Genomic DNA, 26,405 nt, shown 5'->3' on the forward strand with positions numbered 1-26,405 from the left:
ATTTGAACGGGGCAAGCTAAGGCTTGCCCCATTTTGTTTGCATGTTTATAGCCTGATACCCTTTCCTGAAATCACTTCCTTATTACTTATTCCTTTTTGATTTAGCCTATAGCCATATTTAGTCCCGACAGCGATAGACGCCGCGCCACCTGATCACTAAAGTGAAATCTTCTCATTCTGTAAGGAGCACGACGCTGCATGACTCTCTCCCCTGCCCTGCTTGAAGATGCCCTGCGCTGGCGCCGTGAATTTCATCGCCAGCCTGAATTGGGTTACCAGGAACAGCAAACCAGCCAGTTTATCGCGGAAGAGTTAGCGCGGGCGGGATTGCAGGTTTTTCGTGGTCTCGCGGGCACCGGGCTCATTGGCACGCTGGAAAACGGTCCCGGCCCGGTTATCGGGCTGCGTGCGGATATGGATGCGCTGCCGATCACGGAAAAGGGTGACGTCGAGTGGCGCTCTTCGACGCCTGGCGTGATGCACGCCTGCGGACACGACGGTCACAGCGCCATTCTGTTGGCCGCCGCCCGACAACTGGCCGCCACGCGTCAGTTCAGCGGCACGGTGCATTTTATCTTTCAGCCTGCCGAAGAGAATCTGGGCGGTGCGCGCAAAATGGTGGAAGAGGGACTGTTTCAGCGCTTCCCGATGGATGCGATCTACGCCATGCACAACTGGCCGGGTCTGCCGCTGGGCTCGCTGGCGGTTAACCCCGGTGCGATGATGGCGTCGCTGGATTCGTTTGAAATTACGCTGCATGGCAAAAGCTGCCATGCAGCAATGCCGGAAAGTGGTGCGGATCCGATGGTGGTGGCGGCCGAGCTGATTCTGGCGCTACAGACCATTCCATCACGTCGCCTCTCTCCACTGGCTTCAGCAGTGGTCAGTGTGACCCAGATCCACGGTGGCGAAGCAATCAACGTCATCCCGGAACAGATTGTGCTGCGCGGCACAGTCCGCTGTCTGCAGACCTGCGTGCGCGAAAAAGTGCGAGGGCTGATTGATGAGTTTGTAGCGACCCTGCCGCGTCCGTTTGGCGTCAGCGGTGAGATTGACTGGCTGCCGGGCTATCCGGTCACCGCCAACCATGCGGCACCGGCTGAACAGGTACGCGACGTGGCACTGGCGACGCTGGGAGCAGACCGGGTTCACTGGCAGGTCAATCCGTCGATGGCGTCAGAAGATTTTGCCTGCATGATGGAAGCCTGCCCCGGCGCTTACTTCTGGCTGGGTGCGGACGGCGAGACGCCATCCGCGCCACTGCATAACGCCCGCTATGATTTCAACGACGCGCTGCTGCCGATTGGCATTCGTTTCTGGCAGAGCCTGGTTGAACAGACGCTGCCAGTATCCTGACTCAATAACCGGCGGTGAGGATCTGCTGCTCTGCCGCCGCCAGCGAGTCGCACTGGCCGCTGGCGCGCAGGCAGCAGGCGAGTTGCAGTCGCAGTGACGCAGGTACCGGGCGCTGCTGATTCAGCACCTCCTCAATCCAGCGCGCAGTCACCTCTGCCGACTTATCTGCCGGCAGTTCAATCGCCACTTCAGGCTGACGCTCCACCCACACTTCCGCTTCCGTGCCTGCACCCTGAATCATACTGATCGCCGGGCAGCGCTGCGGATTTGCATAGACTTCCCCTTCGGTGCCATTGAGCAGTATGGCTGGCGCATCAATGTCACTGAAGAATTTTGCTACGCGCGGCACATACTCCGGATGCGACACGCTCGACAGCCGCAGCGCCGCTCGCTCTGCAAATGGGGTCGCCAGTTTCGCCAGCGTATGCGCGCTGTTACGCACCCCCATCCGCCAGCGCAGCGACAGCTGTTTCGCCATTGGTGGGCAGAGGTGATCGATAGTGATAAAGGCCAGCTCGCCCTGATCGAGTTTCGCCTGCGCCGCCTCAGCAGTAGTGACAGGGGTAATGCCCAGCGCGGCAAACACCGTTTCACTGGTGATGCGCGTCGCGTCGTCGCTGACGCCATGCACCAGCACCGGGAAGCCGAGTTTCACCAGCAGTAACGCCAGCAGCGGCGTCAGATTGCCCTGGCGACGCGCGCCGTTGTAGCTGGGGATCACCACCGGCATCGGCCGGTTTTCTGGCGCACGCAGTTGCATCATCTGCGCCTGCATCGCCTGATAAAAGCCGCGCATCTCCGCTTCACCTTCGCCTTTGATACGCAGCGCAATCAGGATGCCACCCAGCTCCAGGTCCGGCACCTCGCCCGCCAGCATTGCGCCATAAAGCGCCACTGCGGTATCAAAATCGATGTCACGAGCATGATTTTTACCGCGACCAATCTCTTTAATGATTTTATTCAGTTCCATCACTCGCTTCCGGTTAAGTGCGCGGCTCAGCGCCGCGTGGGACGTCGTTTACGCACCGTGTTTTTGGGCACCACAGTGGCCGGTATCGCTTCCGGCTCTGGCGTTTCCGGCTGTTCAATCGGGAAGATCGGCAGCGCTGCTAATAACCGGCTGCCGTAAGATTTGCTCAGCAGACGGCGATCATAAATCACGATTTCGCCATAACATTGATGGCTGCGAATCAGGCGTCCGACCTGTTGAATCAGGGTAAATGAGGCGCTGGGTAAGCTCTGCACCTCAAACGGATAACGCTTCAGGCTTTTCAGCCACTCGCCTTCGGTCAAAATTACCGGACTGTCTACCGGGGGAAAAGCGATTTTATGAATATGCACCTGACTCAGCAAATCGCCTTTCAGATCCAGTCCCTCGGCAAAGGACTGCAGGCCAATCAGAACACTGGTTTCCCCTTTAGTGACGCGCTGACGGTGCAGGTCCACCAGGCGGCTGCGCGGCTGATCGCCCTGCACCAGCATCGAAAGCCGCAGGTCTGGCAGACAGGCGACAAACTGCTGCATCGCCCGGTTGCTGGCAAACAGTACCAGCACGCCTTTGTGCTTTTTCTCCGCCATCTGCTGACGGAAGAAACCGGCCATCTCGGCGATGTGCTCCGCTTCGTGGGTCATCAGCGGCTCAAAGCGCATTTGCGGGATCACCAGCTTGCCCTGCTCCACATGGTTAAACGGCGAGTCGAGCGCCACAAACCGGTCGCCTGCTTTCTCGCTGAGTCCCGACATCTCCTGCAGGCGATTGAAGCTATTGAGCGATCGCAGCGTAGCGGAGGTGACCACCACATGCGGAATTTTACGCCACAGCATCTTCTCCAGCTGATCGCTGACACGGATCCCGGCACAGTGAAACAGCAGGTGCGCCTGACCTTCGCGCAGCTCACGGGTGATCCACTTGGACACCGGTGCGCCAGAGGCTTTTTCCATTGCTGCCAGCCGCCACAGCTTGCTGACCGATTCGAACCAGCCAAACTGGCGATTAAGCTGCAGCAGATTGCGATGCAGACGCACCAGATCGACTTTGCCGGTCTGCTCGCTGAGCGCATTAATCAGGCCTTCGCTCAGGCCGCGCAGTGCATCGCTGAGTTTGAACAGCCGGGCGCAGAGATCCAGCAATTCCTGCGGCAGCGTGCCCAGCACAAAGCGGAATTCGCCCGGCTGGTTATGTGGCGGCAGCAGCGGATTCAGCGCCTGCGCGGTAATGTTCAGCAGCTCGCGCAGCTCATCGCAGTGCGCCTTAAGCCGTTCGGGATTCGCCAACGGTGGTGGCGATTTTGGCCGCATTTGCGTCATGATGCTCTCAACCAGCTTAATAAACAGGTCGAGCTGCAGGCTGCTCCAGCCCGGCGTAATATCGGCGCTCATCTCCAGCGCATCGCGGGCCACTTCGGGCAGGTGATGCCCTTCATCCAGCACCAGCATCAGGTTTTTGGCCGGTGGCAGCACCGACTCATTCTCCATCGCCGCCATCACCAGCGCATGGTTCGCCACCACCACATCCACCTGCTCGATCTCGCGTCGTGCCACAAAGAACGGGCATTCACGATACCAGTGGCAGTGCGCACCCAGGCAGCTTGCCTTATCGGTAGAGAGGCGCTGCCACAGGCTGTCGCTGACGTTCTCTTCGCTGTGATCGCGCAGGCCATCCCACTGATAGCGGTCCAGGGATTTTTGTAAGCGCCCACACTGCGTCTGTTCCTCTTTGGTGCTGCTGACCGCATCATCGTCCAGATAGAGCAGCAGATCGCCCTGCTGATCGGCGTCGGCTGCCATCGCCGCCAGATTGCGCGGACAGACATAGCGCCCGCGGCCAAAGGCAGCAGTAAAGGTGAGGTCGGGGATGATTTTCTTCAGCAGCGGCAGATCTTTGGTGAAAATTTGATCCTGCAGCGCCACGTTAGCGGTGCTGATCACCAGCTGCTTTTCCTGGGCGCGGCTGGCCGCGATGCCCGGAATCAGATAAGAGAGAGTTTTACCCACGCCGGTCGGCGCTTCGACCGCCAGGTGGCGTGAATCGTCGCCCGCCAGGCATTTTGCCACTTCAGCAATCATCTGGCGCTGCGGTGCACGCGGGATGAAATCAGGCACCTGCTCCTGAAGCGCTTTATACCATTGCGCTATCTGGCTTTTTACTGCGGCTGTCAGGGCCATGATTTGCTTTACCACACCGAAAATATGGCCTGTATTTTTACACAGTATCCCGGCGGCGTCAGCTTTCGCGCCGAATTTTTCGAACGCTGTCGTAAATTTCAGCGGTTGCCTGGCGGCAGCGCTCTACGCCAGGACTTTGTACATAAAGGTGGTGGCATCCAGCACGCCTGCCGTGGATTCCGCATAAAACGGGATCGACCCCGCCACCTGCCAGCCCAGAGAACGGTAAAGCTCGCTGGCAACATCGCCGCTGCGCGTATCCAGCACCAGCAGGGTTTTGCCCTGCGCACGCGCGCGCTGCTCAGCATGCTGCATCAGCTCACGGGCGATCCCCTGACGGCGCGCCTGCGGATGCACCAGCAATTTACTGATTTCCGCCCGGTGGCGACCATTGGGCATGGCGCTGCAACTCATCATAACCGTCGCCACGATACGTCCATGCTGACGCGCGACGATTAACTCGCTGTCGCCGTCTGTGATGCTGGCGATCCGCTGCTGCCAGAATCGCGTCATCACCTGAATCTCCTGAGCATCAATGAACCCGACGCTGGCCCCGTCTTCCACACAGCCCTGTAAAACATCGGTCAGTTCGGCCAGATACCGTTGTGCCTGTGTGCCGCTAAGGTTTGCGTATTCGATCATGGTTTCGCCACCACCAATAAATAGCGCGCGCCGTCGGTCAGGTGCGCCTCAAAAGCCGACTTTCCAGTCAGATGAAAACGTAAGCAGTCGCCTGGCTGCAACGTCCACTCCTGAGACCCCATCGTAATGGTGAGTCCCCCGTCACGCAGCCAGATATGCTGCTCCAGCCCCTGGATGGGGGGCGCATCGTAATCGATACGCGCACCAGGACGTAACCTGCCCTCGACCAGTTCGCATCTAAAATGAAGTGCGGGTGGTGAAATATTCCGGCGAATAAATCCGCTGGCCTTATCCTGCCATACCGGCTGCTGCTCCTGTGTGACCAGCAGACTGGACTCTTCCTCCACTTCACTGAGCAGGCGCGACATGGTTAATCCGTAGGCCGCACACAGACGATTAAGCAGTGCAGCAGTAGGACTGGTCTCGCTTCGCTCAATGCGCGATAATGACGCGCGACTGATACCCGTGGCGACAGAAAGTTCATCCAGCGACCAGCCACGTTGCAGGCGTAATTCTGCCAGCCTCACCGCCAGTCGTTGCTCAGTATTCAGCTCCGGCATTGTGATTTCTCATACTTGGGAAATATTCTCTTAAATGAGATATAGCTGAGAAAGGACGTATCAGTCAAGTTGTACATTGAGAAATGTATTGTACAACTTAGTCTGCTTCGTTATGGTAATTGCACTCAGACAAATCGAAAGAGGAATTTATGACCTTATACAGTATCGGTGATGTCGCCGAGCGCTGTGGCATAAACCCAGTCACCCTGCGCGCCTGGCAGCGTCGTTATGGCTTACTGAAGCCGCAACGTACCGAGGGCGGACATCGTCAGTTCGATGAAGAAGATGTTCATCGTATTGAAGAGATTATGCGCTGGATTGAAAGCGGCGTGCCGGTCGGTAAAGTTAAAGCATTGCTGGAGGGTGGCGATGTTGATGCTCATGACGGCTGGACCACACTGCAGGATGAGCTGATCAGCGTACTGCGTCACGTCAGGCCCGCTAAACTTCGTAACAAAATTGCCGCGATTGGTCGCGAACATCCGATTGATGCATTGATCGACCACGTTTTCATGCCGGTACGCCAGAAGCTGAGTCTGGACCAGAACACCGCCCGCACGATGTGCAGTCTGCTTGATGGCCTGCTGATCGACTATGTGGCTTTTTGCCTGACCGGCAGCCGCAAAAAATCGGGAAAAGATGCGCTGATTATTGGCTGGGGTATCGACGATCGTACCCGCATCTGGCTGGAGGGCTGGCGTCTGTCGCAGCATGGCTGGCGGATTGATGTGCTGGCTGAACCGCTGGATTTACCGCGTCCTGAACTCTTCCCGGGCATGAATATGTTTGTCTTTACCGGCAAAAAACTGACCCGTCGCCAGCAGGAGCAGCTGTCACACTGGCAGGAACAGGGCTATGCCGTACGGTTACACGAACCCACCTGATAACAAAAACGCACGCCGGGCACTTTGCCTTCTGCCTTGCGCGCGCTATTATCCCCGCCTCACTGTTAACGAGCTCAGGTTTTAACCATGAATGTCAAAAAAGCCTTTTTCGCCACGCTGTTTTTTATCATGGCGGCCGGCGGCACCAGCGGTCTGATGCTGGTCGGATACTCTCTCATCGTTCACTCACGCTAAACCCGCGCTGAAGGCGCTCAAAGAGGCGATCACTCACTATCGCCAGCAGCGCCACCATTAGTGCCCCCTGAATGACATAGGCTGTATTAAAGCCGCTTAAGCCGATAATCACCGGCGATCCCAGACTTTTTGCCCCGACCGTTGAGGCGATGGCCGCCGTGCCGATGTTGATAACCACCGAGGTGCGTATCCCGGCAATAATTACCGGCGCAGCCAGCGCCAGCTCAATCTGCCATAACCGTTGCCAGTTGCTCATACCGACCCCGATGGCGATCTCCCGGCTGCTGGCCGGTACGCTATCAATGCCCGCCAGCGTACCCTGTAATATCGGCAGCAACCCGTAAAGTAGCAGCGCCACCACCGCAGGCCAGGCACCAAAGCCCATTACCGGCACCGCAATTGCCAGCACCGCGACCGGCGGAATCGTCTGACCCGCCGCCACAAGCGTTTCGATTAGCGGCCGGAACGCACTGCCTGCCCGCCGCGTCACCAGCACGCCACTGCCGATGCCAATGACGATCGCCAGCAGGCTGGCGGTGATCACCAGAAACAGATGCGCCAGCGTCAGCTGCCAGAAACTTTCCTGCTGATAGAGTGGCCGCGCCAGGTCCGGAAACCAGCGGTGAAACAGCAGCCCGCTATAGGGCATCAGCGTCAGCAGCGCGCCATAGAATAGCACCAGCCACAGCAGCGGATCCTTTAGCCTGTGCATGTTGACGCCTCGCGCAGTTGCAGCAGGTCGCCAAAGTGAAGTACACCCAGTGGCTGCTGTTGATCGTCCATGACCGGCAGTTTATCGGTGCGCCGCGCGATAAACTGCGACAGAGCGTCGCGCAGCGTCAGGCCGGCGGCGATCGGTTCGCCCGCCAGCCACTCCCCGCGCCGCACGGCATGACCGACCAGCGCCAGCGATAACAGCCGCACGCCCATTTCACTGCGACCAAAGAAGTCGCGCACAAAATCGTTTTTCGGCTGGGTCAGCAGCTCCACCGGCCTGCCCTGCTGAACAATCTCACCGTTATCCATCAGTACGATGCGGTCCGCCAGCGTCAGCGCTTCGTCGATGTCATGGGTCACCAGCACGATGGTGCGGCCCGACAGGCGATGAATACGCAGCATCTCCTGCTGCAGCACCCCGCGTGTCACCGGATCGAGCGCACCGAATGGCTCATCCATCAGCAACACCTCCGGGTCCGCCGCCAGCGCCCGTGCCACGCCAACCCGCTGCTGCTGCCCGCCAGAGAGCTGATGTGGATAACGGCTCAATAGATGCTCGTCAAGATTGAGTAGCGCCAGCAGCGCGGCAATGCGCTCATCGACCTGTGCCCTGGGCCAGCCGAGCAGCACAGGCACCGTGGCGATATTCTTCCGCACCGTCCAGTGCGGGAACAGGCCAATCGACTGAATGGCATAGCCCATGCGCCGCCGCAGCGTGCGGGCATCAAGCTGGCGAATCGACTCGCCGGCAAAACGGATTTCCCCGCTATCAAACTCCACCAGCCGGTTAATCATCTTCAGGGTGGTCGATTTGCCGGAACCGGAGGTACCGAGCAGCACGCAAAACTCACCTTTTGCCACCTGCAAAGAGAGATTTCTTACTGCGGCTTTGCCGTTAAAGGCGCGGGAAACACCATCAAATTCAATCATCTTTTCTCTCCAGCAGTGAGATCAACAGGCGGAACAGCGCATCGATGACGACCGCCAGCGCAATCACCGGGATCACCCCCAGCAACACCAAATCAAGCGCACTGCTTAACAGCCCCTGGAAAATAATCGCACCAAAACCGCCCGCGCCAATCAGCGCCGCCACCACCGCCATGCCCAGCGTCTGTACCACGACGACCCGCAGGCCCGCCAGCCAGACCGGCAGCGCCAGCGGCACATCCACCGCAATAAATTGCTGCCAGCCGCTCATGCCCGTGCCGCGCGCACTTTCGCGCACTTCCTGCGGTACCTGTTGTAAGCCCACCACCACGCCACGCACCAGCGGTAACAGGGCGTAAAGCACCAGCGCGATCAGCGCCGGCGCCATCCCAATGCCGCTGATACCCCAGTCACCGAGCCACGGAAAATGCTGAGCCAGACCCGCCAGTGGCGCAATCAGCAGACCAAACAGCGCGACCGACGGTACCGTCTGAATCACATTCAGTACGCCAAACACCCCGCCCTGCCAGCCAGGCCGCCGGAACAGCGTGACACCCAGCGGCAGCGCAATGATCAGCGCTGGCAGCACCGTGCCCGCGAGCAGTGTGAGATGACGGCTCAAGGCCGCATCAAACACCGCGTGGCGGTTGGCATACTCTTTCAGCAGGGAGAGATCGCTGAGCTGGCCGCTGAACAGCAGCCACAGTGGCAGCAGCCAGACCTGCAGATTGAGCAGCAGTTGTGCCAGCCGATGGGAAGTCAGTTGCCGCACCTGATCGGTGATCAACAGCAGGATCAGCGCGCCGCTGCACCACAGACCACTGGCAAAGCTGGTGCGCGCCAGACGGCTGCCCTGCTGGCTGAGCAAAGTGGCCTGATGACCACTGAGCCAGACAATCGCGGCCAGCATCAGTTCGGCGGCCAGCAACGCCACAATCAGCGTGCTGCGTCCAGGCGAACGCCACAGCAGCAGCCACAGCGTCGCCAGCGGCAGCAACAGCAGCCCGAAACGGCTGATTTGCCAGCTCATCAGCGGTTCGCCCGCCACCAGCCGGTTCGGGGCGAAGTTAAGAAAAGGTAATGCCACCAGCGCCAGACTCAGCAGCGTCAGCAGCAGCAATGCCACTGGCTGATCAACCGGACGGCGTATCGCTTCCCGCGATATCTGCATCGTTTACAGCAGCTTTTTCTGCTGCAGCCACTCGGTGGCTACACTGCTGGCATCCTGACCGTCGACTGCGATTTTTGCGTTGAGCTGTTGCAGCGTCTTCTCATCAAGCGCGCTGAACACCGGCTTCAGCCAGTCGGCAATTTGCGGATAAGCCTTCAGCACAGATTCGCGGATCACCGGCGTCGGTGCATAAATCGGCTGAACGCCTTTGGGATCGCTGAGCGTCTGCAGACCCAATGCCGCCACCGGACCGTCGGTGCCGTAAGCCATCGCCGCGTTTACGCCGGAGGTCTGCTGTGCCGCCGCGCTGATGGTGACAGCGGTATCGCCGCCCGCCAGCGACAGTAGCTGATCCTGCTTAAGATCGAAGCCATACGCTTTTTCAAAGGCCGGTAAAGCATCACTGCGTTCAATAAATTCCGCTGAGGCCGCCAGTTTGAAGGTGCCGCCTTTTTTCAGAAAGGTGCTGAGATCGGCCAGCGAAGTGAGCTGGTTTTTCTCCGCCAGGTCCTTACGCACGGCGATAGTCCAGGTGTTGTTGGCCGGCGCCGGTGTCAGCCAGACCAGATGGTTTTTCTCCGCATCCAGTTTCTTCACTTTTTCGTAGCCTGCGGAAGCATTTTTCCAGGCGCTGTCTTTCTCATCGTTGAAGAAAAATGCGCCGTTACCGGTGTATTCCGGGTAGATATCGAGTTCACCCGCCGTGATAGCACCGCGCACCACCTGCGTCGTGCCAAGCTGGATTTTATTGACGGTTTTTACCCCATGCTTTTCCAGCACCTGAAGGATTACGTTGCCCAGCAGTGATCCTTCAGTATCAATTTTTGAGCCGACCCGTACCGGATCGGCCGCCTGTGCCATCCCCATGCTGAGCAGCAACGCGCTGACTCCCATCCAACCCCGAATTCTGACCATGGCCTTTTCCTTATCGCATCTCGTTAGTGCGTGATGTGTTCGTGTTCGTGTGGTGTCGTTCAGGCTGCTCTCCTGCCCCTGAGAGAGGCGGGAAGAAGAGGCAGCGGAAATAATCTGCCTTAAAAGCGTAGCCTGGCGCGGCGGCGATGCAGCTGACTTTATCGCAAATTGATAACAATTTGAGATGAGAAAATTATTATCTATAACTGAAATGAATTTACGTCTGGGCGTCTAAACGGCTATCCTCGAAAACCTGTTTTTATCATAAAAGACGTACAACATCATGTCTGACCTGACCTCTTCCGCCCATGTAGCAACAGCAGGGAGTTCGCCCGGCGGCGAAACACAGTGGATTCGCAGCGCAGCGGATGTTTCCCGATTGGTGAACAGCGGCGACAGTGCCCGAAATAATGCCCGCATCGTGGTGGCGATTGCGCTGGGCGGCGTGTTCCTTGACGCTTACGACCTGGGTGCCCTGGCGTTTGGCATCAAAGACATCACGCGCGAGTTTACTCTCACCCCAGCCGGCACCGGCATGGTCGCCTCGGCCATTACCTTCGGGGCGATTATTGGCGCGCTGATTGGCGGCTACCTCACTGACAAAATTGGCCGTTATCGGGTCTTTATGGCCGATATGTTCTTTTTCGTGGTGGCGGCTATCGCCTGTGCGTTTGCGCCGAATGAGTATGTGCTGGCTGGCGCGCGCTTTGTGATGGGACTGGGTGTCGGGATTGATCTGCCGGTGGCGATGGCCTTTCTGGCAGAGTTTTCAAAGCTGCGCGGCAAGGGGAATAAAGCGGCCAGCGTGGCGATGTGGTGTCCAACCTGGTACGCGGCGATCAGCATCTCTTATCTGCTGGTGCTGCTGCTCTATGCAGTGTTGCCCGAAAGTCACACCGACTGGCTATGGCGGCTGATTCTCGGATTTGGTGCCGTTCCGGCGATTGTCATCATCGCTATCCGCAGCCGTTACATGAGTGAATCCCCGGTGTGGGCAGCCAATCAGGGGGATCTGAAAGGCGCCGCGGCGATTTTGCGCAGTGCGTGGAATATCAATGCGCAGGTGGCTCCCGATGCCGGGCTGACCGCTGCCACGCCGGTGCGCAAGGCGAGCTGGCGAAACTATGGTGCGCTGCTGCAGGGTGTCTATCGCCGCCGTACGCTGCTGGCGACCATTACCGCTATCGCCTCGTCGTTTGCCTATAACGCGGTGGCATTTGGTCTGCCGGTGATTATCTCCAGCTTCTTTGCCCAGTCGATGCTGACCACTATTCTGGTGTCGCTGGCGCTGAATCTGCTGTTCGCCTTTGTTGGCGGGATTCTGGCGGTGCGGCTGGTGCCACGTCTGGGGGCGTGGAAGATGTCGGTAGCGGGTTATGGCTGTCAGTGTGTGGCCCTGCTCGGGCTGGCGCTTATTGGTCGCCCGGAAGGTGGTCAGGAAGCCGCGCTGGCGATCGGTATGCTGGCGCTGTTCCTGTTTGGTCAGGGATTTGGGCCGGGTTCGCACACCATGACGTTTGCTTCATTAAGCTACCCGACTTCGCTGCGCGGTGTCGGCGTGGGCCTTAACCAGACGCTGATGCGCGGCAGTTCGACCGTTTCGCTATTCCTGTTCCCGGTACTGGTCGCGGCGCTGGGCACCGGCGTGTTCTGGGTCATCTTCCTGGCTCCGCTGGCCGGACTGCTGGCGCTGCTGGCAATTCGCTGGGAACCATCGGGTTATGATGTGGATGCAGAGGATTTTGAGCTGCCGCGTTAAACAGCGGTCAGGGCGCTGAGCGCGCGCAGGCTCAGAGAACAAACGTCCTTCGCAAAGACGCAAAAGACGCCCTCTAAGGCAATGCTCAGCGCGGGCCAGCCATGGCCCGCGCTGCTTAGCTTTGGACGCTGGCTCCCATCGCGTTGAATTCAAACCATCTGACCGCACCTTAATGCGGTTTTTTTATGCCGTAACGGCCGGGAAAGGAAACTGCTCCAGATAATCCGGGATGCGCGGGAACGTGTGCAAAAACCAGGGCGTGAACTGTTGTGGTTGCTGCTGCATCTGCTCCTCAATCAGCGCCATCGGGCGATAATCAAAGGCGTCTGCTTCCTGCGGATTCAGCTGCGGCAGCGTGTCGCAGACAGCGAAGAAGACGTGGCCATATTCATGCTCAGTCAGGCCATTACTCAGCTTCAGGTTATAGCTCAGCTCAAATACCGGCGTCAGCGTCACTACCATCCCCATCTCTTCACGCAGACGGCGTTCAGCGGCGTCGCGGGTCGACTCATGCGGATAAGGATGACCACAGCAGGTATTACTCCACAAGCCACCACAGTGATATTTATCACTGGCACGCCGCTGCAGTAACAGCTCCTGCCGGGAATTGAAGACGTAGACCGTCACCGCGCGGTGCAGTAATCCTTTTTCATGCACTTCCAGCTTTTCCATTTTGCCGGTGGGACGATCGAGGTGGTCAACGAGGATAACTTCAATAGCAGACATGGCGTTTCCTTGAGATTATTCCCAACTATTCTGGCACAGAATACGCAGTTTGGGCGGATCATCGAGGATTTTTTACCCGTGTCGGGTGGAGATAAGCGGATGAAGCAGAGAGAAAATCAGGCCAGCAACGCTGGCCTGAAGGAGGATTACAGCCGGAAGCTCTGAACCACCTGCTCAAGCTGGGTGCTCTGCGATTCCATCGCCTGTGCGGCCGCAGAAACCTGCTCCACCAGCACGGCGTTCTGCTGTGTAGTGCCATCCAGCTGGGTAATCGCCACGTTAACCTGTTCAATACCCAGGCTCTGCTCGCGGCTGGCTGACATGATTTCACTCATCAGAGTCGTCACACTGCTCACGCCCTTCATCAGCTCATCCATCGTCTGACCCGCCTGCTCAACCAGCGCACTGCCGGTATCGATATTCGCCACAGACTCTTCGATTAACTTCTTAATCTCTCGCGCCGAGTTGGCTGAACGCTGTGCCAGGTTGCGCACTTCCGATGCCACCACCGCAAAACCACGGCCCTGTTCACCGGCACGCGCGGCTTCTACTGCCGCGTTAAGCGCCAGAATATTGGTCTGGAATGCGATGCTATCGATCACGCTGATGATATCAACCACTTTACGTGACGAGTGATGAATCTCACCCATGGTGGTGACGACCTGACGGACCACTTCTGTGCCGCGTGCGGCCACCTGTGAGGCATCGGCCGCCAGCTGGTTAGCGTGCGTCGCGTTGTCGGCATTCTGACGTACGGTGCCGGTCAGCTGCTCCATTGACGCAGCCGTTTCCACAATCGAACTGGCCTGATCTTCAGTACGGGAAGAGAGATTGGCGTTGCCGCTGGCGATTTCGCGCGATGCGGCGGTGATCGCCAGCGCGCTGTCACCCACCTGCTGGAGCAGGCCCTGCAGATAGCTGATGAACTGGTTAAAGCTCTGTGCAACGGCGTTGAATTCCGGGCTGTTGCTGGCTGGCAGACGCTGGGTCAGATCGGCACCACCGGTCGACAGTGCTTCAATGTTGCTGTTCAGCACGTTAAGACGTTTCATCATGGCGCGAACAAAGCCCAGTGACACCAGCAGCAGGATCACCGCCAGTGGGATCTGCACCAGGCCCAGACGGGTCAGCATGTTGTGCGACTGCGCTTTCAGCAGGCTGGTTGGCAGGCTGCTGGCGAGATACCACGGGCTGCCTGGAATGGCCTGCAGGAACAGCGTCTGCTCGCCTTCACTGCTGTCATAGGTGGTTTCCAGCGGCTGATTGCCCACACCGTTCAGCAGCGTTTTCAGCGGCGCGGCCATCGGCATCTGCACGTCAGCCAGGTTTTCCAGCTTCGGAGCGGCATTTACCAGCGCGCCATTGCCCACGACTTTACCGTCGGCTTCGACGATCAGCACGTTGCCCTGAATGGTTTCACCCATCTGCTTCGCCAGCTGGTTAAAGAACCCCAGGGTCACGTCGATGGTGGCGACACCCCAGGCCGTGCCGTTTTTGTAAATGGCCATAGCACAGTTGGTGCGCGGCTGTGGGCTGGCGGCATCCTGATAGGCTTTTGCCCAGGCACACTGCCCTTTCGGCGCGGCCATGCCATCTTTGTACCAGGGTTGCTCCCAGTATTTGTCAGCTGCGTCAGAGTTCCAGTAGGTGTTCACCTGCAGTTCGTTGCTGGCATTACGGGCAAAGAAGCTGCTGTCTTTCTCTTTGGCCGGATCACGACGGTTGGGCAGTGGCCAGATACCGCCACCAAACACATTGCTGTCCTGATACTGGTTTACCAGTGTCGGTAACAGGGTGTCGATAGTGGCGCTGTCCATGACGGAGGCCGCTTCGGTAATCGCACGCTGCTGAGCCTGCACGCGGTTCATCTGTTCAACGATACCGGAGGCCAGTGAATTGACCTGATAGCGGACCAGACGGCTTTCGCTGTCGACGAGCTGTGGTGCGACAAACTGATTAATCACCCAAACAGTAACGAGTAAGAGCGCAACAAAGAACGCAATCATTGTTGCGGTAAAGCGGGATTGTGTTGTTTTGAACATCTTTGTTCCCCTGAACCTGGTGCGGCGCGATTGCCTGATCGGGTTAACGGCTCGCTTAAAGGGAACTTGAGATGGGCGGGATCACATATTTAAGAAATGTTTGATTTTTGTAAAAATTTAATTTCACTACGGGACTATCACGTCCCCGGCGGGCGCCGGGGAACAGGTGAAAAGGCGCGTCATTTCTGGGCTACTCTGCTGAATCAACGACCTGCTGACGGGGACGAAAAACGTGATCGTTACCATCCGCTGTTAACAATTCCCGTAACTTCTGACCACCATGCTCATCGGCCTGCGCGAACTGCCGCTCCGCTTCGGTGATCGGCGTGGTCCAGAGCAATGTCGGGCGATCGCCATCGCGTTTTGGCAGTGTGAACTGCGCCTTTTCGGTTGCCAGCTCATTGGCCAGCAGGAAACTGTCAAAGCCGACCGGTGCCACTTCTGATGCCAGCGTATGGCCCTCACCCAGCCAGGTCAGGCGTGCCCACGGCAGATGCACGAACTCTGCCAGCGCGCTGGCCATCTGCACCGCGTTGCCTTCCGTCATGATTTCACCGTCAACCGCCATACCCAGTTCAATGCGGCGATACTGCGGTGCCAGCTCATCAAACAGATAATCGACCTGCGGCATGGGCCGGATACTCATACCGAGCGTCAGGAAAACCCAGACGCCCTGATGCCAGTGCTGGGAGATTGCCATCGGCGGCCAGCTACCCTGATCAATGGCGTAATATTTCACTGACTCACCGAAGCGCGCCTGATAGCAGGCCATCAGATCCTGCTGCACGTTGTCCCACTCGCTGCCGTCGTGCCATTCACGCCAGAACTGACGCTGATGCTCCGCACGGGCATAGTAGTCATTGGTCGATGCCGACCCTAATGGGGCCGTCAGCCGGTTCTTTTTAATGCAGCCCGCAGAGAAGCTCACCTGCTTTTCCTGATAGAGGCTCCAGCCGGGTATCACCGCCAGCAGCTGACCGTAGTACCACAGCGCCGCCCCATCATCAGAAGGCTCCCACAGAATCTGCAGACCCGCCGGATCCAGCGCAGGTTCCGCCTCCAGATTACGGCAATGTTCGGCGCTGAGTAGCGGCGCTATGCCCTGCTCCATCGCCTCGCGATCTTCCTGAGCCGGTGAAGGCAGCAGGTTTCTTAGCCAGCAGCCGCGCACCGCATACTGACTGCGGAACAGGTCGGTTGGCCAGATGTAAAAATAGGCAGTGCGCTCATCCTGTTCGACAATCGCGGTCAGGGTGCGCTGCTGATTGTGGACTTCAGCAATCAGGAATTTGTACGTCATAGTGCCTCGACAAAGCCTGGAGGAATCCATTTTCCCCGAGAATAGAGCAGGATCCTGGCTGTGGCGATCTGAGACAAGGGTAATAGTCTCAAAGTGTGGGAGTCCGAGGGGGTTGTGAGGGCTCTGATGAGATGGGAATTTTGATAATATCAACTTTTTTGGTCTCCAGAGCCTTTTTGAGAGAAAGCAAAGCTAAAGTAGTTCAGGCTAAAGTGCTCTTCAATCTACTCAGTGTTAACGAGCAATCACGCTAGGTCTTTTTTCAACCGCCAGTAGCGCCATGACTTCCAGGCCAGCACTGGCGGTTGAATAAACGTCACTATGACTATCCCGATAAGTAGTGACATGCCACCGCCTAAAATGTAAGGCATAGTTGAGAAGCAGAGAAGAAACACAAATACTAACGTGCAGGCTGAAACGATCCATAACAGCACTCTAAATCTGTTCTTCAAATCCACTACAGCCTCTTCCAGCGTGCCACCGTAGCTTTCAGGATTATTTTTGATTTTTTTCAAATCAGCATCAGTAAAGCCCGATTTCAACAGCTCTGATTCATTAGCTTTCATGGTGCGTTACCTTTTATCCTTAAAACGTGCAGTCATTCTACCGCGATTAGATACGTGCATGACTCCCATGCGGCAACTTCCTTCGTTGGCACAAATGGGACATTAATATCTGTCCCCATCACTCCAGGGTGACTAACACCATTTAATTAACTGTCTGAACAAAAGCCCTTACCCAAAACCCTTATTAACTACTGCGGTTAGATGTTTTCTTTATGAACAGCAATAACCCTCTTTTTTCTGGTGAACATCTCACCTTACCGCCCGTCTCATTCATACCATCGCCCGATACCACGCACCCCGCTGAATCGACCACCTTAATCCTACTGCAATCGCAGTAATCTTCTGGTCAATCATCGCCTGCTCAAAGCGGTCAGTCTCATGTCCGGAAATTGCCTGCGCCCAGCGCTTGGGCAATCAACGCTGCTTCCTGATAGTACTGATCCTGTTCGGCGCGGCTGAGCTGCGGATTTTTGTAGCGCAGATGAGCGGCCAGAAAACGGCTGGTCTCCGCCACATGCACCCAAGTCAGCAGATGCGGATCGCTGGCGACATAGGGTTTACCTGCGCTGTCGACGCCGCTGACTTTCAGATGAACGCGTTTTACGCGGTCGATCAGCGTCTGTGCATCCTGTTGAATGACCGTAGGTGGTCACGCCAATAAACTGGCTCGTACGCCGCAGACGGCCCATCATCTCTTCACGGAAACTGGAGTGATCCAAGAGGCCCACCAGCGCCGTCGCGCCATAACTGACGCTGATGATCCGCGCAGGTATGATAGTTATTGAATGACAAAACCACTATCTCGTTAAAAAACATGAGTAATCTTTCTGATTCATGTCAGTTTTTTAAGCTATTACGCCAAAAAAACCCTGTCCAATCGGCACAACATGCACTTTCTGCAAAGCAAATCATTTGAATGTGAGAAATAAATTAAACTTGACACAAAGAGGTTAAACTGTAAATTAGGGCAAGCGCTCTAATTTAACTTTTATAATAAAAATTTGTTTAGTTTATGTTTATTTTTTCATATCTTAAATTAAGGGGTACAGAATGAAAGCTGAAAAATTCCGCGGCATAAAACGTCTGTGCAGTTTTTTCTTTAACTCATTAGTGATGGCATCCTCAATCGGATATGCGCCAGCAACCTATTCTAACGAAACAAAGCCCGTCAGTATCGCCGTTTACAGAGGAGAAGCTGGCTGCGAAGGCTGCTCAGAAATGGTTTTAAAATCGCTTATTAGCGCGGGATTAAACCTGTCTGTCAGCTATATAGGCGAAAATGAAATGTTAAAATTAAACAGCAGGAATCTGGATAAATTTGATCTCTATATTCAGCCCGGGGGCGGTCAGAATATTTCTGCGGCTTATAATGCTTTAGGCGATGAAGGAGTTAAAGCTATCCGGAATTTTGTTCGCTCCGGCAAGGGATTTCTGGGCCTTTGTATGGGCGCTTATCTTGCTGACAAAGACTGGATAGGTCTGATTGATGCGCCTCTTGATACAGAAGCAGGAAGACCGGGCGCAGAAGCCACTGATGATGGCGATTACACGCTATCAATACTGTGGGGAGGAAAGAAAGAATCAGCTTATTATCAGGATGGTCCCTATCTGAATAACAGTTCAACCAGCAAAGGATTTACCCCTATATCCTATTACAGCAACGGCGATGTTGCCATGGCGGCCTATACCTATGGAAAAGGCAAAGTAGTACTCACTGGACCTCATCCTGAAGCAGACGAAAGCTGGATCGATGCCAGCCAGCCAGGATTTTTACCAGCGCAACGCAAAATGACAAAGTTACTGAAATATTTTGATGTGACTAATCACTGAACTTTGGTAAAGCCTCAACGCCTGAGTGCATCTTTATTTCAACAGTTGAAGAGAAAAATTAAAAATCTCTGCAAGAAAAAGGGCACGTTTTTCCTCGGAATAATCAAGTATGATCATGCTTGAATAACCATCAAGTACGGCAGCAATTTGCCGTGCTGCAACAGTTCTATTTGTAGAGGTAAATTCTCTGGCTTCAGTTCCACGCGTGATGATATTTTCAACAATTTCATTCCATTGCATTAAGTTGCGGTGGATGAGATCAGTATAACGCTGATCTCTTGCTGAAAGAGGCCATATTTCAAGATATAAGATCCAGTAAGAAGAAGGGGCATCTGGCAGGAGGTAATCTAAAAAAAAGAGTAGCTCCTCAGGGGCGCCTTTTAGTTTCTCCTCATTTTTCCTGATAAAATAGTCATTGACATCATCATCCAGCATTTTTTTTATTGCATCCAGCTTAAGCTCTTCCCAGTTGCCGTAATAATGATACATATGGCTTCGGGAAATATTAAGGCGGGAATTTAAATCACGTGTTGAAACATTATTCAGGCCCTTCTCTTTGAAAAGGTTCAAGGCTGCTTTCCTGATGATATCTTTGAATGAATCGACTTTCATTTCCAATAACGGCTTTTTTTAATTTTTCATTTTCGCATAATACCAGTTTAAGAAATTCAACGCTAATGACCATAAAATGAAAACAGCGTCTTAGCTCTGACTAAACAGACCTGCGACCTTTGCCTGTAAATAGCCGCTGAGATAAACGATCTTTTCCAAAGCCAGGCAGATACCGAAGCGGCAGTAAGGCTGGTTATAACCCAGCGTCTCAACCCGGATCCCTTCCCATTCTCACCATTGCCCGATACCAGGCACCGCGCTGAATCGACCATCTCAACCCGACCGCAATCGCATTAATCTTCTGGTCAATGATCGCCTGCTCAAAGCGGCCGGTTTCACGGCCAGACATTGCCTGCGCCCAGGCTGGCATCAGCCCGAAGCCTGACTTAAGCATGATTTTCATCACCGGTTTCGCCTGCCAGCTGGGTGCAGGGGCATTCATCAGTAGTCGCGTCACTTCGGCGGTGCGCTCATCAAAGCGCAGCTCTGAACGCATCTGTTGCAGATAATCCGCCACATCAACGACGCTTTTCGGCACCTTCTCCGCGCCCAGCGCTTCGGCAATCTGCGCCGCTTCCTGATAATACTGATCCTGTTCGGCGCGGCTCAGCTGCGGATTTTTGTAGCGCAGATGGGCGGCCAGAAAACGGCTGGTCTCCGCCACATGCACCCAGGTCAGCAGATGCGGATCGCTGGCGGCATAGGGTTTTCCCGCGCTGTCGACGCCGCTGACTTTGAGGTGAATGCGTTTTACGCGCTCGATCAGCGTCTGTGCATCCTGCGCATTACCGTAGGTCGTCACGGCGATAAACTGACTGGTGCGACGCAGACGGCCCATCATATCTTCGCGGAAATTGGAGTGATCCCAGACGCCCGCCAGCGCCGCCGGATGCAGCATCTGCAACAGCAGCGCGCTGATCCCGCCGCACATCATAGCGGTGAAATCACCGTGGACGCGCCAGATCACGCTATCGGGGCCAAACAGACCGGGATCGCCAGGCGGTTGAGAAAGGTCAAATTCATTCATCGACAGGCCATTAAGGCGGAAGACCTGCTGCTGAATGCGGTCACGCAGATTAATCATAGCGGCTCTGATAGTGGATATGATGCGGCGCGCGGTAGCAGGACGCTCACGACGCGCCGCATCACCTTCCCCTGCATTCAGGGAAAAGGCTGACGGTTATTGATAGTTGAACTGCGCATCCTGAGTACGCACGGAATCGAGTCCAATCATCACGTTGAATTTGCCGGGCTCCGCAACATGCTGCATCTGCTGGTTCCAGAATTTCAGCGCATCGACGTCAATCTTAAAGGTCACGGTTTGCGACTCACCCGCTTTCAGCATGATGCGTTTGAAACCACGCAGCTCCTGCACCGGACGGCTGATGGACGCGACCGGATCGTTCAGGTACATCTGCACCACCGTCGCGCCATCGCGCTTACCGCTGTTGGTCACCGTGACACTGGCTTCAATGCTGCCGTCGCGTGGCATGGCTGGCGACGACATTTTGACCGGCGACACGGTGAAAGTCGTGTAGCTCAGGCCGTAACCAAACGGATAGAGCGGACCATTAGCTGCATCGTAGTAGTGCGACGTGTACTTGTTCGGCTTAGCAAAGTTGTAAGGACGACCGGTTGGCAAATGGTTGTAGTAGATCGGAATCTGACCCACTGAACGCGGGAAGGAGACCGGCAATTTGCCCGACGGGTTGTAGTCGCCGAACAGCACATCGGCGATGGCGTTGCCGCCTTCAGTGCCGCTGAACCAGGTTTCCAGCATCGCATCAGCCATGCGATCTTCATTCACTACCGACAGCGGGCGTCCGTTCATCAGTACAATCACCAGCGGCTTACCGGTGGCTTTGAGCGCGGCTAACAGCTTCTGCTGGCTCGGCGGGATCACCAGATCGCTGCGGCTGGAGGCTTCGTGCGCCATACCCTGCGCTTCACCCACGGCGGCGACCACCACATCGGCCTGCTTCGCTTTAGCGACCGCGTCATCAATCATCTGTTGCGGTGAACGCGTATCAACAGAAACAGCCTGCTCATAGAGGTTCAGGAAGTCCTGAATCCCTTTGTTGTCGGTGACGTTCGCGCCCTTCTCATACAGCAGCGTCGCTTTGCCTTCGGTGGCATTGCGCATGCCCTGCAGCAGCGAAACGGATTGCTTCGCCACGCCCGCCGCAGACCAGCTGCCCATAATGTCGCGCTGACTGTCTGCCAGCGGACCAATCAGGGCAATGGTGCCCGATTTTTTCAGCGGCAGTGTTTCCAGACGATTTTTCAGCAACACGATGCTTTTACGCGCGACGTCGCGTGCTTCAGCCCGGTGCAGACGGCTTTCCGCATTGGTATCCTGCGGGTCACTCTCTTTCGGACCTAAATGGCTGTAGGGATCGTTAAACAGGCCCATGTCATATTTGACGTTAAGCACATGCCGTGCCGCATCATCAATTTCAGCCATGGTAACGTCGCCGCTCTTCACCAGCGCAGGCAGATACTTGCTGTAATATTCGTCGCTCATGCTCATATCGACGCCCGACTTCAGAGCGATGCGCACCGCTTCCTGCGGATCGCTGGCAACGCCATGTTTGATCAGCTCTTTAATCGCACCGTGATCGCTGATGGTGATGCCTTTGAATTTCCACTTATCACGCAGCAGATCTTTCAGCAGCCAGCTGTCTGCCGTGGCCGGTACGCCATTGATGGAGTTGAGCGCCACCATCACGCCGCCGCTGCCCGCATCCAGTGAGGCTTTGTAGGGCGGCAGATAGTCCTGGAACATACGCTGCGGACTCATGTCCACGGTGTTGTAGTCGCGTCCCCCTTCCACCGCGCCATAGAGTGCGAAATGCTTCACGCTGGTCATTACGCTGTAGCGATCGGCCGCGCTTTTTCCCTGCATCGACTGCACCATGCTGCGACCCATTTCGCTGGTGAGATACGTATCCTCACCGAAACCTTCGGAGCCACGACCCCAGCGCGGTTCGCGGCTGACATCCACCATCGGTGCCCATGTCATATTCAGCCCATCGTCGGCCGCTTCATAGGCGGAGACGCGCCCCACCTCTTTCACCGCATCCAGATCCCAGCTCGACGCCAGGGCTAAAGGAATCGGGAAAATGGTGCGCTGACCATGAATAACGTCGTAGGCGAAAAACAGCGGGATCTTCAGGCGGCTGAGCTGCATCGCCTGATCCTGCATCGCGCGGATATCCTGACGGGTCACAGTATTAAAGATCGCGCCAACCTGACTCTTCTGAATCATGTCGCGAATCACTTCTTTCGGATTATCAGGTCCGACGCTGATTAAACGCAGCTGGCCGATTTTCTCGTCCAGCGTCATTTTTTTAAGCAGTTGGTTAACGAAGGCATCCCGCGCCTGTTCGGTCATCGGGTGGTTACCTTGCACTGTCTCAGCTAAAGCGGGTTGCATCGCGAGGGAGACAGCGAGACTAACAGAGCAAATCCATTTCATCAGGTTGGGTTCTCTTAAGTAACTGCGCAATATCGAATTAACAGGCGGCAGTGTGCCACAAGATGAGAATAGCAGGTAGCGGTCAGGGTCACACTGCGTTGTGGTCAGTTGACGTGCTACAGTTAGGACGCACTGATAAGACAAGGGAATTGCTCATGACACAAACCTCTGCCCTGCTTTCTGACCTGCGCCGCCTGGTCGGCCCCTCTCATCTGCTGACAGAACCTGAACAGACCGCCCGCTATCGCAAAGGCTTTCGCTCCGGCGAAGGTGACGCGCTGGCCGTGGCGTTTCCTGGTACGCTGCTGGAGCTCTGGCGGGTACTGCAAACGCTGGTGAATGCGGATGTCATCATCCTGATGCAGGCGGCCAATACCGGCCTGACCGAAGGGTCAACGCCGCATGGCGACGATTACGATCGCCCGCTGGTGATCGTCAGTACCCTGCGACTCGATAAGCTTCAGCTGATTGACAGTGGCCAGCAGGTGCTGGCGTTCCCCGGCAGTACACTCTATCAGCTGGAAAAAGTGCTGAAGCCGCTGGGGCGCGAGCCTCACTCTGTGATCGGCTCCTCCTGTATTGGTGCCTCGGTGCTGGGCGGCATCTGCAATAATTCCGGCGGATCGCTGATCAAGCGCGGCCCGGCCTACAGCGAAATGGCCCTGTTTGCTCAGATTGATGCACAGGGAAGACTGAAGCTGGTTAACCATCTGGGTATCGATCTGGGGACCTCGCCGGAAGAGATTCTGGGGCGACTGGATGACGATCGCTGGCAGCCTAAAGATGTGCAGCACGATGGCCGTCACGCTTCCGATCATGAATATGCAGACCGGGTGCGTGAAGTTGATGCCGATACGCCAGCGCGTTACAACGCTGATGCGCGTCGCCTGTTCGAAGCATCCGGCTGTGCCGGGAAACTGGCGGTCTTCGCGGTGCGACTTGATACCTTCCCCACCGAACCGCAGCAGCAGGTGTTTTACATCGGCACTAACGAACCCGCTGTGCTCAACGATATCCGCCGTCACATGCTGGCGCATTTTACTCATTTGCCGGTGGCGGGCGAATATATGCACCGCGACATCTATGACATTGCGGAAGTCTATGGCAAAGACACCTTCCTGATGATCGACAAGCTGGGCACCGATAAGATGCCGCTGTTTTTCACGCTGAAGGGGCGGATTGATGCCTGGCTGAACAAGCTCTCCTTCGTTAAACCGCACTTCAGCGATCGCCTGCTGCAGCGCCTGAGTAAACTGTTTCCGGCGCATCTGCCCAAACGCATGAAGCAGTATCGCGATAAATATGAACATCATCTGATGCTGAAGATGTCGGGCGACGGCGTGGCAGAAGCGCGTCAGTTCCTGCGTGACTACTTCCGCGAAGGCGGCGGCGAGTTCTTTGAGTGTGAAGGCAAAGAAGGTGCGCACGCCTTTCTGCATCGCTTCGCGGCGGCAGGTGCGGCCGTGCGCTACCACGCGGTGCATGCCGATGAGGTCGAGGATATTCTGGCGCTGGATATCGCCCTGCGTCGCAACGATGCGGACTGGTTTGAAACTCTGCCCGATGAGATTCGCGCATCTTTAAGCCATCGCCTCTACTATGGTCACTTCTTCTGTCATGTCTTCCATCAGGATTACATCGTCAGAAAAGGGGTCGATGTGTACGCGCTGAAAGCGCAGATGCTGGAGATCCTTCAGGCGCGCGGCGCGGAATATCCCGCTGAACATAACGTTGGGCATCTCTATCAGGCGAAACCGCAACTGGCGGCGTTCTATCGCCGGCTCGATCCGACTAACAGCTTCAATCCGGGCATTGGCAAAACCAGCAAGCAAAAAGGCTGGGCGGTGAAACAGGTTTAATGGCATTACCGGTCAGCCTGCCTGTCTGAGCAGGCTGACCGTCATATTTTTGATTGATCTGTTCGTTCCCGGCTGCGGCCCATTTTATTACTAACATCTTTTCAAAAAATTAATTCCCCTTCCCAGATTGCACCTTATTAATTCCCCCGTTGTTGGGTTATGCGCAACGTCTCACAAATCGTCACACTACCAATTGATAATTCGCGCCACGAAAAATACATTATCGCCACAAAAACAATATCTTTATTAAATTGAATCTCATTCAGGGAGGATGAGTGATGGGGAAAATTAATTACGCGCTTGCGTTACTGGAATTAGCCATTTTGACCATTGCGTTATCAGCAGTCAGCCCCTCGCCGGCTTATGCCAGTGGGTTTATTGACGACGCATCGCTTAAAGGGAATGTTTTTTACTGGCAGCGTCAGCGCGATCGCAGAGACACCGAGCCCGCCAGTGAATATCAGGGGCAATATCGGGCTAATTTACATCACACCTCGCTCAACAGTAATCTCGACTTTCAGTCAGGCTATGCCGGGGAGTGGATTGGTCTGGACCTCGCCATTTTTGGTGCAGCCGAACTCTCTGACAGCGGCCCCGCTGCTCCCAATGAAATTGGCTTCAGTAAGGCACGTACCCGCTGGGATGAAAAGTGGAATGGCGACAGCGGCGGCGCATCAATTTATAAAGCCGCGCTAAAATTAAAATATAACGATTACTGGTTACGCGCCGGATATATTCAGCCAACCGGCCAGACGATTCTTGCGCCGCACTGGAGTTTCTTACCCGGTACCTATCGCGGCGCCGAAGTGGGTGCGATGTATGATTTTCAGGAGGCGGGCGCATTATCCCTCTCCTGGATGTGGAGCGATAAATATAAAGCGCCCTGGTATCGTGATTTATATGATTTCCGGCAGGCTGATGGCAAAACGCATATCAGCTACCTGCATTCATTCGGCATGAAATATGACTTCAAAAATAATCTGGTGCTGGAAGGTGCATTTGGCCAGGCAGCAAATTATATGGATCAATATTTTGCCAAAGCTTCCTGGTCGGCCACACCTTACGGCAATGCACTCTCCACCAGCTATCAGTTTTACGGTGCGCACGACAACGTTTCAGGTGGTGCCGCTAATCCCCGTGATGTCTACGATGGGCTGGCCTGGTTACAGGCGATCACGGTCGGCTATAACGTCGGCCCGGTAGATTTGCGCCTTGAAGGCAGCTGGGTTAAGGCGGAGGGTAATCAGGGCTTCTTTCTGCAGCGCATGACGCCCGGATACGCCAGCTCCAATGGACGACTGGATATCTGGTGGGATGCCCGTTCCGACTGGAATGCCAATGGCGAAAAAGCGGTTTTTGCCGGTGCGATGCTCGACTTAACGCCGTGGCAGCTGGCGGGATGGAAAGTGGGCGCATCGTACGTCTGGGGCTGGGACGCCAGACCCGCCACCCTGCCCACCGTTGACCAGAGTCAGCGGCTGAAAGAGTCTGCCTGGAACCTTGATCTGATCTATCAAATCCAGCAGGGCCGCGCCAAAGATACTCTGTTCAAACTGCACTATACCCGCTACGACAATCACAGCGATCTGCCCAGTTACAGTGGCGGTTACGGCAACATTTTCCAGGACGAGAAGGACATCAAATTTATGGTTATCGTGCCATTTACCCTGTTCTGACGCCCTGCGAACGCCCGGATACTTT

General features: G+C 55.8%; 22 protein-coding genes and 1 pseudogene. 6 read left to right on the plus strand and 17 right to left on the minus strand.

The window, feature by feature from the left end:
• Positions 1–198: 198 nt before the first annotated feature.
• The gene (locus ACR8BF_RS13120) at positions 199–1,356 is read left to right on the plus strand and encodes a M20 aminoacylase family protein (protein WP_314983435.1); all 1,158 of its coding nucleotides are present in this window, start codon (positions 199–201) and stop codon (positions 1,354–1,356) included.
• Position 1,357: 1 nt separating this feature from the next.
• On the opposite strand, the gene ybiB is transcribed toward ACR8BF_RS13120, so the two are convergent.
• From ybiB to ACR8BF_RS13140, 4 genes are all read right to left on the minus strand, one after another.
• Complete coding sequence (gene ybiB, locus ACR8BF_RS13125) at positions 1,358–2,326, minus strand: DNA-binding protein YbiB (RefSeq protein WP_434745089.1); 969 nt, start codon at positions 2,324–2,326, stop codon at positions 1,358–1,360.
• 26 nt (positions 2,327–2,352) lie between these two features.
• The gene (gene dinG, locus ACR8BF_RS13130; RefSeq protein WP_179896342.1) at positions 2,353–4,521 is read right to left on the minus strand and encodes an ATP-dependent DNA helicase DinG; all 2,169 of its coding nucleotides are present in this window, start codon (positions 4,519–4,521) and stop codon (positions 2,353–2,355) included.
• A gap of 123 nt (positions 4,522–4,644) precedes the next feature.
• A complete protein-coding gene (locus ACR8BF_RS13135; protein ID WP_179896345.1) occupies positions 4,645–5,163 on the minus strand; it encodes a GNAT family N-acetyltransferase in 519 nt (172 codons plus the stop codon).
• Positions 5,160–5,723, minus strand: coding sequence for a helix-turn-helix domain-containing protein (locus ACR8BF_RS13140; RefSeq protein ID WP_434745090.1), 564 nt, complete (start codon positions 5,721–5,723; stop codon positions 5,160–5,162). Before ACR8BF_RS13140 ends, ACR8BF_RS13135 begins: the two co-directional genes overlap by 4 nt.
• A 149-nt stretch (positions 5,724–5,872) precedes the next feature.
• On the opposite strand from ACR8BF_RS13140, the gene ACR8BF_RS13145 reads away from it, so the two are divergent.
• Positions 5,873–6,607 carry a MerR family transcriptional regulator gene (locus ACR8BF_RS13145; RefSeq protein ID WP_179896349.1) on the plus strand — a complete coding sequence of 245 codons (735 nt, stop codon included), beginning with the start codon at positions 5,873–5,875 and terminating at the stop codon, positions 6,605–6,607.
• A gap of 175 nt (positions 6,608–6,782) precedes the next feature.
• On the opposite strand, the gene ACR8BF_RS13150 is transcribed toward ACR8BF_RS13145, so the two are convergent.
• The 4 genes from ACR8BF_RS13150 to osmF are packed head-to-tail and all read right to left on the minus strand — an operon-like array spanning position 6,783 to position 10,532.
• Positions 6,783–7,514, minus strand: coding sequence for an ABC transporter permease (locus tag ACR8BF_RS13150; protein ID WP_434745091.1), 732 nt, complete (start codon positions 7,512–7,514; stop codon positions 6,783–6,785).
• Positions 7,502–8,449, minus strand: a complete 948-nt coding sequence (locus ACR8BF_RS13155; RefSeq protein ID WP_434745092.1) for an ABC transporter ATP-binding protein — start codon at positions 8,447–8,449, stop codon at positions 7,502–7,504. The genes ACR8BF_RS13150 and ACR8BF_RS13155 overlap by 13 nt, the downstream gene beginning before the upstream one ends.
• A complete protein-coding gene (locus ACR8BF_RS13160; RefSeq protein WP_434745093.1) occupies positions 8,442–9,617 on the minus strand; it encodes an ABC transporter permease in 1,176 nt (391 codons plus the stop codon). Before ACR8BF_RS13160 ends, ACR8BF_RS13155 begins: the two co-directional genes overlap by 8 nt.
• Before the next feature lie 3 nt (positions 9,618–9,620).
• Complete coding sequence (osmF, locus tag ACR8BF_RS13165; protein WP_313699545.1) at positions 9,621–10,532, minus strand: glycine betaine ABC transporter substrate-binding protein OsmF; 912 nt, start codon at positions 10,530–10,532, stop codon at positions 9,621–9,623.
• Between the two features lie 283 nt (positions 10,533–10,815).
• Between osmF and ACR8BF_RS13170 the strand changes: the two genes are divergently transcribed.
• Entirely contained in the window at positions 10,816–12,291 is a 1,476-nt protein-coding gene (locus tag ACR8BF_RS13170; RefSeq protein WP_434745094.1) for an MFS transporter, read from the plus strand.
• Between the two features lie 183 nt (positions 12,292–12,474).
• Here the strand turns inward: ACR8BF_RS13170 and idi are convergent, their stop codons facing one another.
• The 6 genes and pseudogenes from idi to ACR8BF_RS13200 all read right to left on the minus strand — a co-directional run.
• A complete protein-coding gene (gene idi / locus ACR8BF_RS13175) occupies positions 12,475–13,017 on the minus strand; it encodes an isopentenyl-diphosphate Delta-isomerase (RefSeq protein WP_179896359.1) in 543 nt (180 codons plus the stop codon).
• A gap of 146 nt (positions 13,018–13,163) precedes the next feature.
• Positions 13,164–15,059 carry a methyl-accepting chemotaxis protein gene (locus ACR8BF_RS13180; protein ID WP_179896361.1) on the minus strand — a complete coding sequence of 632 codons (1,896 nt, stop codon included), beginning with the start codon at positions 15,057–15,059 and terminating at the stop codon, positions 13,164–13,166.
• Between the two features lie 190 nt (positions 15,060–15,249).
• A complete protein-coding gene (locus tag ACR8BF_RS13185; RefSeq protein ID WP_434745095.1) occupies positions 15,250–16,359 on the minus strand; it encodes a suppressor of fused domain protein in 1,110 nt (369 codons plus the stop codon).
• Positions 16,360–16,604: 245 nt separating this feature from the next.
• The gene (locus ACR8BF_RS13190) at positions 16,605–16,925 is read right to left on the minus strand and encodes a hypothetical protein (RefSeq protein WP_292990312.1); all 321 of its coding nucleotides are present in this window, start codon (positions 16,923–16,925) and stop codon (positions 16,605–16,607) included.
• A 270-nt stretch (positions 16,926–17,195) separates the two neighbouring features.
• Complete coding sequence (locus ACR8BF_RS13195) at positions 17,196–17,339, minus strand: hypothetical protein (RefSeq protein ID WP_409522194.1); 144 nt, start codon at positions 17,337–17,339, stop codon at positions 17,196–17,198.
• A pseudogene (locus ACR8BF_RS13200) lies at positions 17,320–17,659 on the minus strand (oxygenase MpaB family protein); the annotation flags it as partial. The gene ACR8BF_RS13195 and the pseudogene ACR8BF_RS13200, both read right to left, overlap by 20 nt.
• A 316-nt stretch (positions 17,660–17,975) precedes the next feature.
• Between ACR8BF_RS13200 and ACR8BF_RS13205 the strand changes: the two are divergent.
• Positions 17,976–18,755 carry a BPL-N domain-containing protein gene (locus ACR8BF_RS13205; RefSeq protein ID WP_409520686.1) on the plus strand — a complete coding sequence of 260 codons (780 nt, stop codon included), beginning with the start codon at positions 17,976–17,978 and terminating at the stop codon, positions 18,753–18,755.
• 33 nt (positions 18,756–18,788) lie between these two features.
• Here ACR8BF_RS13205 and ACR8BF_RS13210 read toward each other — a convergent pair whose 3' ends face one another.
• The 3 genes from ACR8BF_RS13210 to bglX all read right to left on the minus strand — a co-directional run bounded on the left by ACR8BF_RS13210 (position 18,789) and on the right by bglX (position 22,845).
• A complete protein-coding gene (locus ACR8BF_RS13210; RefSeq protein ID WP_292990309.1) occupies positions 18,789–19,367 on the minus strand; it encodes a TetR/AcrR family transcriptional regulator in 579 nt (192 codons plus the stop codon).
• Positions 19,368–19,575: 208 nt separating this feature from the next.
• Complete coding sequence (locus ACR8BF_RS13215; protein ID WP_434745096.1) at positions 19,576–20,451, minus strand: oxygenase MpaB family protein; 876 nt, start codon at positions 20,449–20,451, stop codon at positions 19,576–19,578.
• A 96-nt stretch (positions 20,452–20,547) separates the two neighbouring features.
• Entirely contained in the window at positions 20,548–22,845 is a 2,298-nt protein-coding gene (gene bglX, locus ACR8BF_RS13220; RefSeq protein ID WP_292990303.1) for a beta-glucosidase BglX, read from the minus strand.
• A gap of 155 nt (positions 22,846–23,000) precedes the next feature.
• On the opposite strand from bglX, the gene dld reads away from it, so the two are divergent.
• A complete protein-coding gene (gene dld, locus ACR8BF_RS13225) occupies positions 23,001–24,704 on the plus strand; it encodes a D-lactate dehydrogenase (RefSeq protein ID WP_434745097.1) in 1,704 nt (567 codons plus the stop codon).
• A gap of 278 nt (positions 24,705–24,982) precedes the next feature.
• Complete coding sequence (chiP, locus tag ACR8BF_RS13230) at positions 24,983–26,380, plus strand: chitoporin ChiP (RefSeq protein ID WP_434745098.1); 1,398 nt, start codon at positions 24,983–24,985, stop codon at positions 26,378–26,380.
• Positions 26,381–26,405: the final 25 nt, after the last annotated feature.

It is taken from the genome of Candidatus Pantoea rara (assembly GCF_051136265.1).
GTDB lineage: Bacteria > Pseudomonadota > Gammaproteobacteria > Enterobacterales > Enterobacteriaceae > Pantoea > Pantoea rara.